Here is a 15,971-nt window from a genome sequence, read left to right as displayed (position 1 = left end):
ATAGTACGGGATCAAGTGGGTAAATGAAGATTGGCGATCTGGCCCGTGCGGGCGGCGTGAATGTTGAGACGATCCGGTATTATCAAAGGCGCGGCCTGTTGACCGAGCCGCCGCGCATGCAAGGGCCGCGTCGCTACAGCCACGACGATCTCGACCGTCTGCGCTCGATCCGAGCGGCTCAGACCGCAGGCTTCACGCTCGACGAAATTGCGACCCTGCTTGCGCTCGACAGCGCAGACCGGTCCGCGGCTCAGACATTGGCTCAGAGCCGCATCGACGCGCTCGACGCCAAGATCGCCACCTTGCAGACCATGCGGAGCGCGCTCCTCCGCCTGGCAGAAGCCTGCGCGGCGGGCGAAACGGGGCCGTGCCCGATCATCGCCGCTTTCAACCCTGAAACGGCGGGGACATGAATTCAGGGAAGCCGATAAGGGGTTTTCCGCGCGCCCGCGTATATGAGATGGGCAGGAGAAGTGTAATGGATCTCGATAGCAATCTTTCGCGGCTTGCTGGCGCACCCGTGCCCGATCTTTCCGCGATCGACGGAGCCGCGCTGGCAGTTCGGGCCCGGGTGGAGGCGCGACAAGCGCGCGGCACGCTGGCCGCGGCGATGGCGGCCGCGTTGGGGATCGGAATGGTGGGCGGCATGCAAGCTCCGGCATTGGCCGAAGCGCCGATGGCAGCCTTTGGCCCGGAGCTCTCGCTCACCCCCTTGATCGCGCTGGGGCAGCAATGACCGGCCGCCGCATCGCCTTTCTTGCCGCTTTGGTGATTGCGCTGGCGCTGGTGGGCGTTTGGTTGGGCCGCATGATCCAGCCCACGCCGCACCATAGCGGGGCAGAGCTGCATGCGCTGATGCATGACGGGCTCCAACTCGATGATGCGCAAGAGCGCGCGCTCGCTGTGCTGGAGCGCGATTTCGCGGCAAAGCGCGCTGCGCTCGAAGCGCGGCTGAAGGCCGACAACACCCGGCTGGCCGAGGCGATCGCCGCCGAACACCAATACGGCCCGCGCGTTTCGGCTGCGGTCGATGCCACTCACATGGCGATGGGCGAGCTTCAGAAAGCGACGCTCGAACACGTTTTTGCGATGCGCGCGATCCTGCGTCCCGAACAGCAGGCCAGGTTTGACGCGGCGATCGGTGAAAGCCTCGCGCAAACCGGCAAGTGAACAGCGACAATCCGGATGCGGCGCTGGTGCGCGGGGCGCTGGCAGGAAGGCAACAGGCGGCGCGCGAGCTGGTCGAAAGGCACCGCGAGGCGGTCTATCGCCTTGCCCGCAGCGCGACAGGCGATGAGGAAGAGGCTTTCGACATCACGCAGGAAGCCTTCGTCGCTGGGTTTGCCGCGCTCCATCGCTACGATCCGACGCGGCCGTTCAGAGGATGGATCGCGGCGATTGCACTGAACAAGTGCCGCGACCATGCGCGGCGGCGCGCCGTGCGCCGCTTTCTCAGGATGCCCATGCCCGACAATGCTTCTGATTGGATTGCAGAAGACACGCCATCGACCGAAACAATCGCCGCCGACCGCGCCGAATTGGCCGCCACTGCCCGCGCAATTGCCGCGCTGCCGGCCAGCCTCAAAGATGTGTTGATCCTGCGCACCATCGAAGGCCTCAGCCAGGAAGAGACAGCAGCAGCGCTCGGCATCAGCGGCAAGGCCGTCGAGACACGTCTCTACCGTGCACGGCAGAAACTTGGACAAGCCGTGAGGGGATAACGGTCGCCGCGCGTATAGGGGACATGACCTCTCCCGTTCTCACCCGCCGAGGCCTGCTTGCCGGAGCCGGCGCTGCATCTGCCTTGGCCGCCCTGCCCGCTTGGGCCCAGGGCCACTCCACGCACCCGATGAAGGGCGGCGCGCCGATCCGTGCCGGCTTCGACGAAGTGTCAGGGCCGGTAATCGACCTTGCCGTTGGTCACGGGCCGCGCATGGTGCAGGGCCGCAAGGGGCACGGCATCGCCGTCAACGGCTCGGTGCCGGGGCCGCTGATCCGGCTGCGCGAAGGCCAGATCGTCCGCCTCAACGTCACCAACCACCTCGCCGAGGACACCTCGATCCACTGGCACGGGCTGCTGGTGCCATTTCACATGGACGGGGTGCCCGGGATCAGCTTCCCGGGCATCCGGCCGGGGCAGACTTTCACCTACGAATTCCCGATCCGGCAGGCGGGCACCTATTGGTACCATTCGCATTCCGGGCTTCAGGAGCAGCAGGGTCATTACGGCCCGCTGGTGATCGACCCGGCGGGCGAGGAACCGGTCCGATACGACCGCGAGTTCATCCTGCTCCTGAGCGAGTTCACCCCGCTGCACCCGCACACGATCATGGACCGGCTGCGCAAGGGCGAAGGCTATTTCAACTACCAGCAGACCAGCTGGAGCGATGATTATCCCCTGTCCGCACAAGACCGCCGCATGTGGGCCGAAATGCGCATGCCCGCGACCGACATCGCCGACGTGACCGGCTCGACCTACACCTACCTCGCCAACGGGCGGGGGCCGAAGGAGGGGCTGGAATATCTGTTTACTCCCGGCGAGCGGGTGCGCCTCAGAATCATCAACGGCGCGGCGCAGACCTTCTTCAACCTGCGCATCCCCGGCCTGCCGATGACGGTGATCGCCTCCGACGGCCAGAACGTAAAGCCGGTAGAGGTCGACGAGTTCCAGATCGGCACCGCCGAGACCTATGACGTGATCATCGCGCCCACAGCCGAGGCCTACACGATCATCGCCGAGAGCATGGATCGATCCGGCATGGCGCTCGCCACCCTCGCCAGCCGCCCGGGTGCCCGCGCCGCGATTCCCCCGCCGAGAAAGCCTCCGCTGCTCGACATGGGCGACATGGGGATGAACCACGGCGACGGAGGTCATGGCGATCACAGCGGTGGCGGGCACAGCATGGAGGGCATGAAGATGCGCGACACGCTGCTGCTGCCGCCCGACGTGAAGGTGGGGCCGGGGATCGACATGGTTGCGATGGCGCCGGTCGACAAGCTCGGCGATCCCGGCCTCGGCCTGCGCGAAGTCGGGCACCGCGTGCTCACCTACCGAATGCTCTCCGCGCTGGAGCCCAACCGCGACACCCGCTCGCCGTCGCGCCTGCTGGAGCTGCACCTCACCGGCAACATGGAACGCTACATGTGGTCCTTCGACGGCGAGATGTATTCCGCCGTCTCCGACAAACCGATCCGTTTTGCCTGGAACGAGCGGGTGCGGGTGAAGCTCGTCAACAACACCATGATGGCGCACCCGATCCACCTGCACGGAATGTTCTTCGAGCTGGTCAACGGCGAAGACGCCGCCCACCAGCCGCGCAAGAATATCGTGATTGTCCAGCCGGGAGCCAGCGCACAGTTCGATCTGACTGCCAATGAGCCCGGCGACTGGGCGTTCCACTGCCATCTGCTGTACCACATGCATGGCGGGATGATGCAGACCGTGACGGTCATGGGGCCAGGTGACGCGAAGTGAATACCGCCCTGTCACTTGCCCTGCTGCTCGCTGCATCGCCGCCGGCTGCGCAGGACCCTCACGCCGGGCATGACATTCCCGCGCCAGAGCAAGACCCGCACGCTGGTCACGGCATGGCGAAGCCGGATCCCGATCCGCATGCCGGGCACGATATGCCAGCAGCGCCTCCAGACCCCCACGCCGGGCATGACATGTCCGCACCCGGCCAGCCCGCAGCCCCCGGCCCGGTCATGGAAACCCCGCCCCCTGCCGCCGCTGGCAGCGGTCCGCCGCGTGCTGCCGACGCGATCTGGGGCGCCGAAGCCATGCAGGCCTCACGCGAGGATCTGCGCCGAACTCACGGCGATTTCCCGGTGTTCTGGTTTCAGGGCGACCGTTTGGAAGCCCAGGTGCGCCAAGGTAAGGACCTCTACCTGTGGGACATTCAGGGCTATTACGGCGGCCCCACGGCACGGCTGTGGTTCAAATCCGAAGGCGAGGGTGAATTCGGCTCCAGCCCCGAGGTTGCCGAAGTGCAGGCGCTCTATGCGAAGGCCTTCGCACCGTTCTGGGATGTGCAAGCGGGTGTCCGCCACGACATCGGTGGGCCGGACACCACCCACGCGGTAATCGGCGTGCAGGGCCTTGCGCCTTACATGTTCGAGGTGGACGCCGCGCTGTTCGTCTCGCACCGCGGCGACATCACCGCCCGGATAGAGGCCGAGATCGACCAGCGCATAACCCAGCGCCTGATTCTCCAGCCCCGCATCGAAGCCAATCTGTCGGCGCAGGACATCCCGCTGCTGGGCGTTGGTGCCGGGCTCGACCAGATCGAGCTCGGCGTGCGGCTGCGCTACGAAATCCGCCGCGAATTCGCCCCCTATATCGGTATCGAGCAGGCATGGCGCACCGGCAATGGCGCAGAATTCGCCCGCGCCCGCGGTGAAGACCCTTCCGCCACCAGCCTTATCGCGGGCATCCGTTTTTGGTTCTGACAACACGAAGGAGACTTCCTCATGCGTATCCGAGCAATCCTTGCCGCCCTCGCCCTGACCGCGCTCACCCCCTCAGCGCTACTGGCTCACGTCGCGCTGACAGACTCCACACCGGCGGCAGGCAGCGAAATCAAGGCGCCAAAGGTCATCTCGCTGACCTTCAGCATGCCCGTCGATCAGGCGACGGCCGCCGCCAGCATCATCATGACCGCCATGCCCGGCATGGCGAACCACGGCGAAATGCCGATCCGCAACTTCACCGCAAGCTGGTCAGCCGATGGCAAGACAATGACCCTCACACTGAAGAAGCCCCTCCCCACCGGTACTTACGAAGTGCGTTGGCAAGCCGCTGCGGGCGATGGTCACGCCATGAACGGTACGTTGAGCTTCGAGGTCAGCTGACACCTGCCTTCGTTGCCCAAAAGCGACCTTCACCTTCGACGCCTCATCGCCATCGGGGCTCCGACCGAAGAGTTTTCCACGCACTGTGCGAATGGAAGATGCTTCAGTGCCCACCAGCATTTGGATGCTTCCCCAGCGCTATCGTCGCCGCATGACGACCTTACGGTTTCGGCCAGACAGGTGGATTGGGCAGATAGCGCTGGTTGTCGGCATTAGGGGGTATCGCAAGCCAGTTTGGCCGTTCAGCGATACCGCCAAGATACCCCACACAGTCGTTCAAGGATCGATTTTGCGGATCGGGAACCGTTGGCCCAACCACTTCGAAAAATTGCAAATTCAGTGAGTAAGCGACGAAACTTAAAGCGGAAACTCGAAGCCGTTCGAGTCCAACTCCCTGAATTTTTATCGTTTATTTTCAGTGATTTATTTTAATGGTAGCGGAGGAGGAACATTTAAAGAGCGCATAAGCAGCTGAGCTAGAACAAAAACACAGTCTGCGGATTTCATGATACCCCCTTCCGTACCCCCACATTTTGGCGATGCGGCAAAAGCAAGACGAACGTTCAATCGCGCACAATCAGCGGTTCCCCTCATCGTCTTGAGCTCCGCAAATGGACTGCTTTCCGAATGGCAGGTTTCAGTGGGAGAGACACGGCAAGCTGCCGTCCGATCCTCGGCTTAGCTTCCACTCCTCGCGACCAGAGCCAGTCGATCACATCCGCCAAGCTGAACGTCTGGTTCTTCCAGACGTGGGCATTCCGTTTTCGGCATCTGGCATTGGCCTCGCTCATAGCCGGTGATGGGTGGGAAACTACCGGTACACTCGATCTAACCTGCTGCGAGCAAGCGCCGCTGCGCATAAGGCCAGATCGCGCAAGCCGAGCTTTCCCTGCGTCATTCGCGTCCAAGTGCTCTCTGTCGACGCTATCGTGAATTGCGGTGACTACCCAGAGCAGGAGGCGCCGCCCAGCACGCAAAAGCGCGCGCAGTGGGGGTGGTTAAGCGCAACCGGCGCGCTCGCCTCGATCAGGCTCGCGCCGAGGTCGAAGCCCGGCTCGTACGGCAGCAGCGTGCAGGCGGCCACCCGCGGGGCAGGCTCGTGCTTGCGCTTCACCACCATGCGGCTGGAAGCGCACATCATCTGCGACGGGTTCTTGCCGAGAATGCCCCAGCACGCCTCGCTGATCTCGGCGATGTCGGCATAGGGGTCCATTGCCGGGAACAGCACAAGCTGCGCCGGATCATCGGCATCGAGCGGCAGGGCGTGGCGCGCGAACAAATCGCGATAGCCGGCGCGGGCCCCGGTCTCGCTCTCGTGTTCCAGTTGACGGCCGGCCACGGCGATCAGGAAGCTGTTTGCGGCCAGCCATTCCAACCCGGCCATCGCCTTGTCCCAGCTCACCCCGCGTTCGGCCTCGTGCACCTCGCGGGTGTAGTGATCGAGGCTGACCCGGATCGTCAGCCGCTCGCGCCCCTCGAGCGCCAGCAACTGGCTTTCGAATCGACGCATCGGCTGCATCGCGTTGGACAGCACCAGCACCGCGAAGCCGCGCGCGAGGCACAGCTGCAGGATCGGCAGCATGTCGGGGTTCATGAACGGCTCGCCCCCGGTGAAGGCGATCTCGCGGGTCGACAGGCCTTCGCGGGCGATCTCGTCGAGGTAAGTCTCGACCTCGGCCAGCGTCAGATAGACCAGCGCATCGTTGCGCGGCGAGCTTTCGATGTAGCAGGTGGTGCAGGCCAGATTGCACAGCGTGCCGGTGTTGAACCACAGCGTGTCCAGCCCGGTCAGCGCCACCTGCGCCCGCGGCTCGCCCTTGGCCGTCTGCCGGGGGTTTTCGAACTTGCCGGGCGCGAGCGGCCGGGGGGCTGTCAGGGCGAAGGGAGAAACGACGGTGGCCATGGCGGGAATACGTTTCACCTCGTCAAAAGATTACATAAGACACGCATGATCGCGTTTTGCTGTAACTGCATGGCGCTGCATTCCGAATAATGCGCAAGGCGCAAGGGAAAATCAAACAGGGGCCACGCCATGAACCTCGATAACAGTCGGCACTATTATGGCGAGGTCCTGCAAGGCTCGGGCGATCTTTTGACCGACGCCTGCACCATGGCCGACATGCCCCCGCGCCACGTGCTGGCTGCGCTTGCCAACGTCCATCCCGAGGTCAAGGCGCGCTATTACGGCTGCGGCCTCGTCGCCCCGGCGGCGATCGAGGGCGCGCGGATACTCGATCTGGGCTCGGGCTCGGGACAGGATGCCTATGTGCTGGCGCAGCTGGTCGGGCCCGATGGTGCGGTGGTCGGCGTCGATGCCACGCCGCAACAGCTCGAGCTGGCGCGCGCGCACCAGGAATGGCACCGCGAGCGCTTCGGCTATGCAGCGGGCAATGTCACCTTCCTCGAAGGCGATATCGAGCGGCTGGGCGAGCTCGGGCTGGAGCCGGGCAGCTTCGACGTGATCGTCTCCAACTGCGTGATCAACCTCGTCGCCGACAAGCAGGCCGTGTTCGCCGCCGCGCATGCGCTGCTGAAGCCGGGCGGGGAGCTCTATTTCTCCGACGTCTATGCCGACCGCCGTGTGCCAGCGCCGCTGCTCGATGATCCGGTGCTGCACGGCGAATGCCTGTCGGGCGCGCTCTACTGGGGCGATTTTCTGGCGCAGGCCAAGGCGGCGGGCTTTGCCGATCCGCGGTTGGTGAAGGACCGCCCACTCGGCATCGGCGATCCCGAAATCGCCGAGAAACTCGCCGGGATCCGCTTCTTCTCCGCCACCTACCGCCTGTTCAAGCTCGAGGGGCTGGAGCCCGAATGCGAGGATTACGGTCAGGCGGTGATCTACCGCGGCGGAGTGCTGGGGGAAGAGCGCGTCTTCACGCTCGACAAGGGGCACGTGATCGAGGCCGGGCGGGTGTTCCAGGTGTGCGGCAACAGCTGGAAGATGCTGGCCGAGACGCGCTTTGCCACGCATTTTGACTTCATCGGCGATTTCAGCCGCCATTTCGGCGTGTTCGAGGGCTGCGGCGGCGGCCTGCCGTTCGATGTGACGCAGGACGCGCAAGCAGCGACCTGTTGCTGACGGCAAGACGGTGGCGGTTCTTGTCACCGGGGCGGCAGGATTGCTTGGCGGAGCGCTGGTCGCGGCGCTGACCGGGGCGGGCCACCCGGTGATCGGGCTGGTGCACCGCGAGGCAACCATCCGCGACAATGCCGGAAAGGCGCTGGCCGCAACCGAATGCGATCCCGCATCGCCGCCACGCGGCCTCCTCGTGCTGCACGGCGATATCGCCCAGCCGGGGCTCGGACTGGACAGCGCGGCGCGCGCGTGGCTGGAGCGCCACGTCTCCGCGATCATCCACTGTGCCGCGCTGGTCCGGTTTGATGCGGAGTGGGAGGCGCTGGAGGCGGTCAACGTGGCCGGCATCCGCCATGTCGCCGCGCTCTGCCCCGATGCGCGCTTCATTCATGTCAGCACCGCCTATGTCTGCGGCTTGAGGGATGGCCCCATTCCCGAGGCTCCGTGCGATCCCGCCGGGCCGTTCGGCAATCTTTACGAGCGCTCCAAGGCGCTGGGCGAGGCCGATCTGCACCGGTTGCGGCCTGCCGCGGTGATCGCGCGTCCCTCGATCATTGTCGGCGAGCAGGCCAGCGGGCGCATCCGCAGCTTCGATACGAGCTACCGCGCCTTCAAGTTCATCGCGGAGGGGAAGATTGCCGCCGTTCCCGCATCGCCGGAGGCGACGCTGAACTTCGTGCCGATCGACCACGTGGTGCACGGGATCGTCGCGCTGGTCGAGCTGCGAGCGCAGGGTGGCCAGATCGTTCACCTCGCCGCGCGCGAGGCCGTTGCAGCCACGCGCTTTCTCTGCTTGATCGGCCAAGTCCCCGGATTGCGGAGCCCGCTCATCGTCACGCCGCAGCAGCATGAACAAGGCGCCGCAAGTGTCGCCGAGCGCCTGGCGCGGCCCTATTGGGGCTATTTCCAGCGACATCCGGAATTTGCCACCAACGCGCTGGCTGACCTCGCCGGGATCGCCGCGCCGCAATGGGACGATGCCGCCCTTTTGCGCCAGATCACCTTTTGTGCACAGGCGGGGTTTCTGCGCGCGGGCCGTACTACGAATTCGGTTCAGCGCACGTCAGGATAATGATCGGCCAGCTCCTCGCGCGCGCCCATCGCCCACATTGCGCCAACCTTGAGATAAATCCAGTTCGCCCGCCAGCGGCCCCAGGTGGCAATTCGACGGTCAGAGGTCCACGCCCAGCGACGCACCATCCGTGTCCGTCCGAGCCGGGCGAACTTGATGCACAGCTCTGCCTCCTCGAGCACCACCACCCGCTCGTCGCAGCCGCCCAGCTTGAGGAAGTCCGCCCGGCGGAAGAACATCGCATGGTCGCCGAACAGCAGCCGCACCCCGCGTGCGAACAGCAGCGGGCGGAAAATCAGCGGGGCGTACCAGGTCTTGATCCAGTTGTGGAAGGTCGATCCCCAGCGCGTCCCGCCCGGCCCGGCAATGCGCGGTATGAAACTGGCAAGCGCGGTGCTGGGATCGGCCATCGCGGCGCGGATCACCGCCACCGCATCGCGCGGCAGCAGGCTGTCGGCGTGGAGCACGCAGACAACCTCACCCTTCGCCGCCGCAACGCCGTGATTGATCTGCGCACCCCGTCCCTTGCGGGGCGCGACGAGGGAGGTCAGGCCCGCCGCGCGGGCCAGCGCGAGCGTGGCATCGGTGCTGCCGCCATCGACCAGCAGCAGCTCGTCGGCGGGCGGATCGAGCGCGGACAGCGAGGCGATGGTGGCAGGCAGCGCCGCCTCTTCATTGTAGGTCGGGATCAAGATGGTGACGCGGGTCAAGCCGCAAGGTCCGGCCAGCGGGCGAGATCCTCGGGCCGGTCGCAATCGGCCAGTGTGGCGAGCAGCGCCGGGGCAATCGCCATGGCCTCAAGCCGCCGCAAGGTTTCGGGCAGCACTTCAGCGGTGCTCCACGGCATGTCGGTGAGCAGTTCGGGCAAAGGGTCGCGCATCGCGATTAGATAATAGCCGCCATCCTCGGCCGGGCCAATCGCGACCCGGTGGTTGGCGAGCGCCTCCACCGCGGCGGCGACATGGGCCGGCGCAAGATCGGGCGTGTCGGCGCCGAAGAACACCACCGGCGCCCGCGCGGCAAAGGGCAGCAGCCGGGCGGTGAGATCGCCCTCGGCCTGCTGCGCATAGGCAAAATCGGGGCCGAGCCAGTCGCGGAACGCTGCTTCCGACGCGCCGGTATAGGCGATCGTGACCGGGCAGCCCGCCTGTCGCAGCACGCCCACGGTGCGCTCGGCGAGATGGCGGTGGACCGCCGCCGCGCCTTCGGGCCCGAGCGCCGGAATCAGCCGAGTCTTGCACTGACCCGCAACCGGATAGCGGGCAAACAGCACGAGTTCGGGACCGGTCGACATGCTCACCCCCTTGGCAAGCCCCTGCCCGCAGCGCAACGAGGCAGTTAACCGGCTCAGGCGGCGTTGAGGCTCCAGTCATAGTCATAGGCAGCGATCGTGTCTGCGCCTTCGAGCAGCTTGGCGCTCGGCCCCTCGGCATACTTGCGCGCGTGCTCAAGGACGGCTTCGACCGAGCCCCAATCGGCACGATACCAGTCGTAGATCGATGATGCGACCACGCGACCCGGCTCCCCACCGAACCCGCGCGGATGGTTGACATAGGCACGCGCCGCCGCCTCCAGCATCGGCTCGAGCTTCGCCCCGGTATAGGCCTCGCGCGCAAGGTTGGGGCAGCCGAAGGAGGCGCAGTTGACCGCGTAGTGGATGCGCACGTCCTTCCAGGTGGCGCGCAGGATATCGTGTTCGATATTGTCGAGCGTCAGGTCGCGTCCAGCGACTGTCACCGCCTTGTCGCGCCACGGCCCCATGCCGAGCACCCCGATATCGCGGATCGACTTGAGCGGCAGGTTGGCGATGATCACCGCCACTGTCGCGGCGTTGTAGAGATTGACCCAATAGGCGAATTGTTCGTCGGGCCCGACGCCTTCGATCGTGGCCGCCTCCATCGCGGCGATATAGGCGGCGAGGCGGTCAGCCGCCTCGGCCTTGAGGCGGGCATAGGCGACGAGGTTCACGCCTTGCGGGCCTTCAGAGACATATTCGCCCAGCAGGCTGTTCCATGCGCTGTGGTCGATCACCTGGCCCGAGGCGGGGTCGGCCTTGAAGCTTTCCTCCCCCAGCCCGCCCCCGCCGCAGGCGGCGAGGAGCGCGGTGGCGGGGACCGCCGCCAGCAGATGGCGGCGCGAAAGGGCGGCGGCGGGTATGGTCATGGTCGGCTCCCGGAGGTGGCGGCGGCAAGGATGGCGGGCGATCGCGGCGGAGGGGCAGCGGCGCGGCGCGCATTGGCGCGGTCGAAATCGCCGAAGGCCTCGCGGGCAATGACGTAGAGGATCTTCCAGCCAGCAGCGATCACACCGCGCACCGTGCCCGAGATCTTCGACTGCCCCACCCGCTTGCGATAGCGCACCGGGCGCTCGGCAATGCGCAGGCCGAGCTTTGCGGCACGCACCTGCATCTCGATTGTCCAGCCGAAATCGCGGTCGCCCATCGCGAGCCGATCGAGTGCATCGCGGCGGATCGCGCGGAATGGGCCAAGATCAGTGTAGCGTACCCCCCAGATCAGCCGCACCAGCGTGGGCGCGAGCCAGTTGCCGAGGCGCTGCGGCGGCGTCATCGCGCCCGGTTCGATCACCCCGGTGGTGCGCGAACCGATCACCAAGTCGGCCTCTTCCGCAATGATCGGGGCGAGCAGAGCGGCGGCATCCTCGGGGACGTCCGAAAGATCGGCGTCCATGAACAGCACCACATTGGCGCCCGGATCGAGCGCGGCGAGCGCGGCGAGGCAGGCTGCGCCATAGCCACGCTCGGGCGCGGGCACCACGTGCGCGCCCGCGGCGGCCGCCACCGCGGCGGTCGCATCGCTCGAAGCATTGTCGGCAACGAAGATCGCGGCGAGTCCCGGCGGAGCGGCATCGCGGATGCCGCGTACCGTCGCGCCGACCGAGGCTTCCTCGTTATAGGCAGGGATCACCACGGCGAGGTGCGGCGCGGCAAGCGGCGTCGGCGCGGCGGCGGCAGGCTGGCCACGATTGCGGTGTCGCCACAGTTCGAAGCCGAGCGCGACCCCGATCACCACCCATTCGGCCAGCTGCGCGAGCGGGTGCAGGGCAAAGCCGTCAAGCTCGTAAAGCTCGAGGTTGAGCCCGGTCAGGTAGGACAGCGGCAGGGCAGCGCTCGCCGCATAAGGCCACACCTCGCGCCGATCGAGCGCGAAGGGCAGCAGCCACAGCAGGTACCAGGCGTTGACCGCAGGGGCGAACAGCAGGATGGCACCGAAAATCGCCGCCAGCGGCACGCTGTCGATGTCGCGCGCGCGCGCGTGCAGACGCAGCACCAGCAGCCCCGCCAGCAGCAGCGCCGCCAGTCGGCCGATCCCCGGCCCCAGCAGCCACAGCAGTGGCTCGAAGGCGAGCGGGTTGAAGTACCAGTCGGTCGCGAAGGTGGCGGTGGTCTCGAAGCCGATACCCTGCCCCTGCAGAGCGAAAGGCAGATAGAGCGCGCCGAGCACCGCCACCGCGGTCGCCAGCGCACGCGGCCTCAGGCGCAGCAGCAGCGGCCAGGCGGCAAGCGCGACGATCTTGATCCCTGCCGCAAGGCCGAGGAACGCGCCCGCCGCAATCGGGTGCCGCCGCCCAGCGACCAGCCCCGCGAACAGCGCCAGCGCCATCAGGATGTCGGGGTGGAGGTGGAGCGTGCTCTCCGCAACCACCAGCGGGTTCCAGGCGAACAGCGCCGCGCGGCCTGGATCGTGGCGGCGCAGCACCAGCGCGGTCAGGCCCAGCGCGGCTGCGGCAAAGGCGAGGCGCAGCCCCAGCGGATCGGTTCCGGCGACGGCGGCAAGAGCGGCGAACACGGCTTGCAGCGCGGGGCCGTAGATCGTCGGCAACTCGGGGTAATTGATCCACTCGAGCACCGCCTGCCATGCGGGCGGGAGCGCGGGATCATCGATGAACTGCGCGGGCGGCACGCCGTAAGGCGTGCCTGCTTCCAGCACCCGCCAGCCATCCCACAGGAAGCGGTAGTAATCGTCCTCGAACACGGTGTGCCCGAACAGGGCGAGCATGTGGGCGGCGGCCGCCACCAGCAGCACCGTGCGCGCCGTCAGAGCGACCGGCCGCCAGAGCAGGAGGCTGACCAGCGCGCCACCGACCGCAAGCGCGCCCGCATAGCCGATGATCGGCGGCGCCACCTGCCGCGAGAGCAAGACCAACGTGCCGACCGTGCCGAGACACGCAGAGGCCGCCGCCATCGCCCGCAGGTCGGAGGCGCGCCCGCGGTGCTCGCCGGGGGATCCCGGCTCGGCGAGGGCAAGCCGGGCGCTAACCGTCACACCCCATATCGCTGCTTCAGGAAGAAGAGCACGGCCTCACGGTCCTTCTTGGTCAACTCGAAGCTGCCGCCGCGCACCGCCTGCGCGACCGCGCCGGCGTTCTGGCGGGTGATGCCGTCCTTGTATTCGCAAGCCGTGCAGGTGATGCGCTTCTTGACCTGCGAACGGCCGCGCTGTTCGAGCCGCTGCTGCTCGTCGAGGACGGATTCGAAGCGGTTAAACCCGCCGACGGCAGCGCCGCCACCGCCCGAGCCCGAACCCGACGCCAGTGCCGGCGTCGCCACCGCTGCCGTTGCCGCAAGTACCACAGAAACAATCATGCGCTTCATAGCCTTATTCCTTTCGATCAAGCCACCGGATCTCCGGTCCCTGAAGGCGGTTCGCGCTTGGATCGTCCTCCGTTACAGCTTGGCGAGGCCGCAGCGCTTTCGCAGGATCACCGGGTCGGTTCGGCCCCTGCCCGCGGGTCGCGCATGAAGGGGCGCACCAGATAATCGCGCCAGCCCGACAGCGGGCGGTATCCCTCGATCCCGGTCGCCGGGAAGGTCTCGTCCCCGGGCATGTGCTGGGTGCCGAACAGGCGGTCGTAGAAGCTGAAGAACGAACAGTAATTGCGGCCCCAGTGCTCTACCGCGCGCGCGTGATGGTGGTGGTGGTAGACGTTGTCGGCGAGCACGTGCCGCAGCCACGGCGGGAAGGAAAGCCCGGGGCTGTCGCTGTGCATGTAGTAGTTCGACACGAGGTAGAAGCTCGTCACCAGCGTCACGTGCGGCTGGGGCTGGTCGATCAGCAGGGCGATCGGCACTGTGATTACCGCGAAATAAAGCGCATCCTGCGCCCAGTGCGAATAGCTGCGCGCCGCATTGAGCCCTTCGATCTGATGGTGGATCGCATGCAGTCGCCACAGCAGCGGCACGCCGTGCAGCGCGCGGTGCAACCAGTATTCGAAGAACCCGATGCCGATCATGTAGGCGAAGGGCAGCACCACCAGCGCCGGGCCGAGTTCCTCGGCGCGCAGCAGCGGCGCGAATCCCAGCCGCGTCAGCCCAGCGAAGGCACCCGTCTGGATTAGGCTGGCGAGCACCAGCGCGGTCGCGGTGTACAGCAGGCCCTCGCCATAGCGCGGGAGGAGGCGCGCAAAGCGCAGATGCCGCCATTCGGCCACAGCAAACAGGCTAACCAGCGCGGTCATCGCGAGCAAGCTGCCGGCCAGTGCGGCAACAAGTTGCGCCGCTTCTTCGGGCACATCGCGGTCAAGCAGCGCCCAGCCGATCTCCCCTTGCAGCCAGCCGGTCAGCCGTAGCAGCAGCTCGGCAAGGATGATCAGGGCTCCGAACCCTGCAATGAAGCCCGCGAGACGCCGCGCGTTCCATTGCTGATGTGGCGCGGGCTTGCTCACCATTATTTACCAAACCACTCCATGACTTGCACTTCTCGGAACGCAATCGCGCGCATCGGCGCAAGACCGGGATTCGTCCGCGCGCAGCAAATCGTTACTTCCAAGCATCGTCAGACGATTTCGAAGGATCCTTAGGTGCCGCAAGCCATAGCTCGGGCGCGTGTGCTATGGCCTGTGGAGCCCGGCAATCGTAATGAGGTAGGCGCGACAGCGGACGCGTGAAGCCAACAACCGATGTCGGCTGCGAGCACGCTGACTGAATGCTGGACTAGGATGCGATCCCCAAATGGCTGCCATACGGTTCGGGTGGGGCACGGTCAGCTGCCGACCAATTGTAGATTTCACCGCAGCCGTCCGCGCTGTTTAACGAACTGCCGGTTTCGGCGGAACTGGTCACTTCCGCACACAGCGCCGATTGGCAGTTTTGTCCCAGATCCCGTCAATGCGGCGGATGGGGAACCAGTTGGCTTTCAGGCAATCCATAAGCGAGCCGCACTGACCAACATAAGTGCGCGAAACGGCCGCTTCCGGTGCGCAGTCCAGGCCCGACCCGAGCCAGCGACAACATCGCGTGAGCTTATGCAGCTTCCCCGCGCGTTAGGGGGTATCGTGAGCCAGTTGAGCCGTTGAGCGATACCCCCAGAATACCCCCGCACATTCAAACAACGGTGGATTTCGAGGTTAGGGATAATTAACCCAATCGCCCCAAAATCGTTTTATTTCGGCAATTAAGCAGCGATACCTAAAGCGGAAAGTGGATATCGTTCGAGACCCACTTCCTGAATTTTTATCGTTTATCTTCCATGATTTATTTTCTTGGTAGCGGAGGAGGGACTTTCAGGTAACGCATAAGCGCTTGATATGGATCGAAAAGATACTCGGTCATATGCATGACGCCCCCTCCTGTACCCCCAGTTTCCGACATCCACCAAGGAGACGAAATGGCAGGACGAACGTTCAATCGCGGACAATCAGGGGTTCCCTTTATTGTCTCGAGTTCGGCAAATGGACGGCTTTGCTCATGGCGCGTTCAACGCAAAGAGATACGCCATATCGATGTCCGATCATCCAATCGGGTTCCGTAGCTCTCTGCCCAAGGCCAGCCGTTCGAGCCCAAGAGCATCAAAAGGTCCGATTTTGGCAGAGGCTGCCAGACTGGCATACAATCGGGGTACCGGAACGCACTCGACCAGCTCAGTTGGCCGACAGGGGGCAAGATATCTGCACGCCATCGACAAGGGCGGTCCGACTTCATTGATCGACAACAGGCCAGCACGTCACCCCAGCCTC

Annotated in this window: 16 protein-coding genes; 9 read left to right on the top strand and 7 right to left on the bottom strand. The window is 65.6% G+C overall.

Going from position 1 to position 15,971, the window contains the following annotated elements; translation table 11 throughout:
- Positions 1-23: 23 nt before the first annotated feature.
- The 7 genes from AX708_RS03590 to AX708_RS03560 all read left to right on the top strand — a co-directional run bounded on the left by AX708_RS03590 (position 24) and on the right by AX708_RS03560 (position 4,851).
- Entirely contained in the window at positions 24-413 is a 390-nt protein-coding gene (locus tag AX708_RS03590) for a MerR family transcriptional regulator (protein WP_066531687.1), read from the top strand.
- A 65-nt stretch (positions 414-478) separates the two neighbouring features.
- On the top strand, positions 479-736 hold the full coding sequence (locus AX708_RS03585) for a hypothetical protein (protein WP_066531688.1): 258 nt from the start codon (positions 479-481) through the stop codon (positions 734-736).
- Positions 733-1,170: a periplasmic heavy metal sensor gene (locus AX708_RS03580; protein WP_066531690.1), complete on the top strand. Its 438-nt coding sequence runs from the start codon at positions 733-735 to the stop codon at positions 1,168-1,170. The genes AX708_RS03585 and AX708_RS03580 overlap by 4 nt, the downstream gene beginning before the upstream one ends.
- Positions 1,171-1,196: 26 nt before the next feature.
- Positions 1,197-1,721: an RNA polymerase sigma factor gene (locus tag AX708_RS03575; protein WP_233999602.1), complete on the top strand. Its 525-nt coding sequence runs from the start codon at positions 1,197-1,199 to the stop codon at positions 1,719-1,721.
- 23 nt (positions 1,722-1,744) lie between these two features.
- Positions 1,745-3,475, top strand: a complete 1,731-nt coding sequence (locus AX708_RS03570) for a copper resistance system multicopper oxidase (protein WP_082745666.1) — start codon at positions 1,745-1,747, stop codon at positions 3,473-3,475.
- Positions 3,472-4,449 (top strand): copper resistance protein B, encoded by a 978-nt coding sequence (locus AX708_RS03565; protein WP_082745667.1) that lies wholly within the window; start codon positions 3,472-3,474, stop codon positions 4,447-4,449. Before AX708_RS03570 ends, AX708_RS03565 begins: the two co-directional genes overlap by 4 nt.
- A gap of 21 nt (positions 4,450-4,470) precedes the next feature.
- Positions 4,471-4,851: a copper resistance protein CopC gene (locus tag AX708_RS03560; RefSeq protein ID WP_066531699.1), complete on the top strand. Its 381-nt coding sequence runs from the start codon at positions 4,471-4,473 to the stop codon at positions 4,849-4,851.
- Between the two features lie 943 nt (positions 4,852-5,794).
- On the opposite strand, the gene AX708_RS03555 is transcribed toward AX708_RS03560, so the two are convergent.
- The gene (locus tag AX708_RS03555) at positions 5,795-6,754 is read right to left on the bottom strand and encodes a radical SAM protein (protein WP_066531701.1); all 960 of its coding nucleotides are present in this window, start codon (positions 6,752-6,754) and stop codon (positions 5,795-5,797) included.
- Positions 6,755-6,883: 129 nt separating this feature from the next.
- On the opposite strand from AX708_RS03555, the gene AX708_RS03550 reads away from it, so the two are divergent.
- Both AX708_RS03550 and AX708_RS03545 read left to right on the top strand, forming a co-directional pair.
- Positions 6,884-7,930: a methyltransferase domain-containing protein gene (locus AX708_RS03550; protein ID WP_066531704.1), complete on the top strand. Its 1,047-nt coding sequence runs from the start codon at positions 6,884-6,886 to the stop codon at positions 7,928-7,930.
- A 10-nt stretch (positions 7,931-7,940) separates the two neighbouring features.
- A complete protein-coding gene (locus tag AX708_RS03545) occupies positions 7,941-8,999 on the top strand; it encodes an SDR family oxidoreductase (protein ID WP_082745668.1) in 1,059 nt (352 codons plus the stop codon).
- Here the strand turns inward: AX708_RS03545 and AX708_RS03540 are convergent.
- The 6 genes from AX708_RS03540 to AX708_RS03515 form a co-directional block, all read right to left on the bottom strand.
- Complete coding sequence (locus AX708_RS03540) at positions 8,981-9,709, bottom strand: glycosyltransferase (RefSeq protein ID WP_066531707.1); 729 nt, start codon at positions 9,707-9,709, stop codon at positions 8,981-8,983. The genes AX708_RS03545 and AX708_RS03540 overlap by 19 nt on opposite strands.
- Positions 9,706-10,293: a TIGR04282 family arsenosugar biosynthesis glycosyltransferase gene (locus tag AX708_RS03535; RefSeq protein ID WP_066531708.1), complete on the bottom strand. Its 588-nt coding sequence runs from the start codon at positions 10,291-10,293 to the stop codon at positions 9,706-9,708. The genes AX708_RS03540 and AX708_RS03535 overlap by 4 nt, the downstream gene beginning before the upstream one ends.
- Before the next feature lie 53 nt (positions 10,294-10,346).
- Entirely contained in the window at positions 10,347-11,162 is an 816-nt protein-coding gene (locus AX708_RS03530; protein WP_066531709.1) for a DUF547 domain-containing protein, read from the bottom strand.
- A complete protein-coding gene (locus AX708_RS19690; RefSeq protein ID WP_197426340.1) occupies positions 11,159-13,282 on the bottom strand; it encodes a glycosyltransferase family 2 protein in 2,124 nt (707 codons plus the stop codon). Before AX708_RS19690 ends, AX708_RS03530 begins: the two co-directional genes overlap by 4 nt.
- A complete protein-coding gene (locus AX708_RS03520) occupies positions 13,279-13,611 on the bottom strand; it encodes a hypothetical protein (RefSeq protein WP_066531744.1) in 333 nt (110 codons plus the stop codon). Before AX708_RS03520 ends, AX708_RS19690 begins: the two co-directional genes overlap by 4 nt.
- A 107-nt stretch (positions 13,612-13,718) precedes the next feature.
- Positions 13,719-14,684 carry a sterol desaturase family protein gene (locus AX708_RS03515; protein WP_066531742.1) on the bottom strand — a complete coding sequence of 322 codons (966 nt, stop codon included), beginning with the start codon at positions 14,682-14,684 and terminating at the stop codon, positions 13,719-13,721.
- Positions 14,685-15,971: the final 1,287 nt, after the last annotated feature.

Source organism: Erythrobacter sp. CCH5-A1 (assembly GCF_001557115.1).
Classification (GTDB): Bacteria; Pseudomonadota; Alphaproteobacteria; order Sphingomonadales; family Sphingomonadaceae; genus Erythrobacter.
Note: the sequence above shows the minus strand (reverse complement) of the source record. Positions and strands in the feature narration are given on the sequence as shown.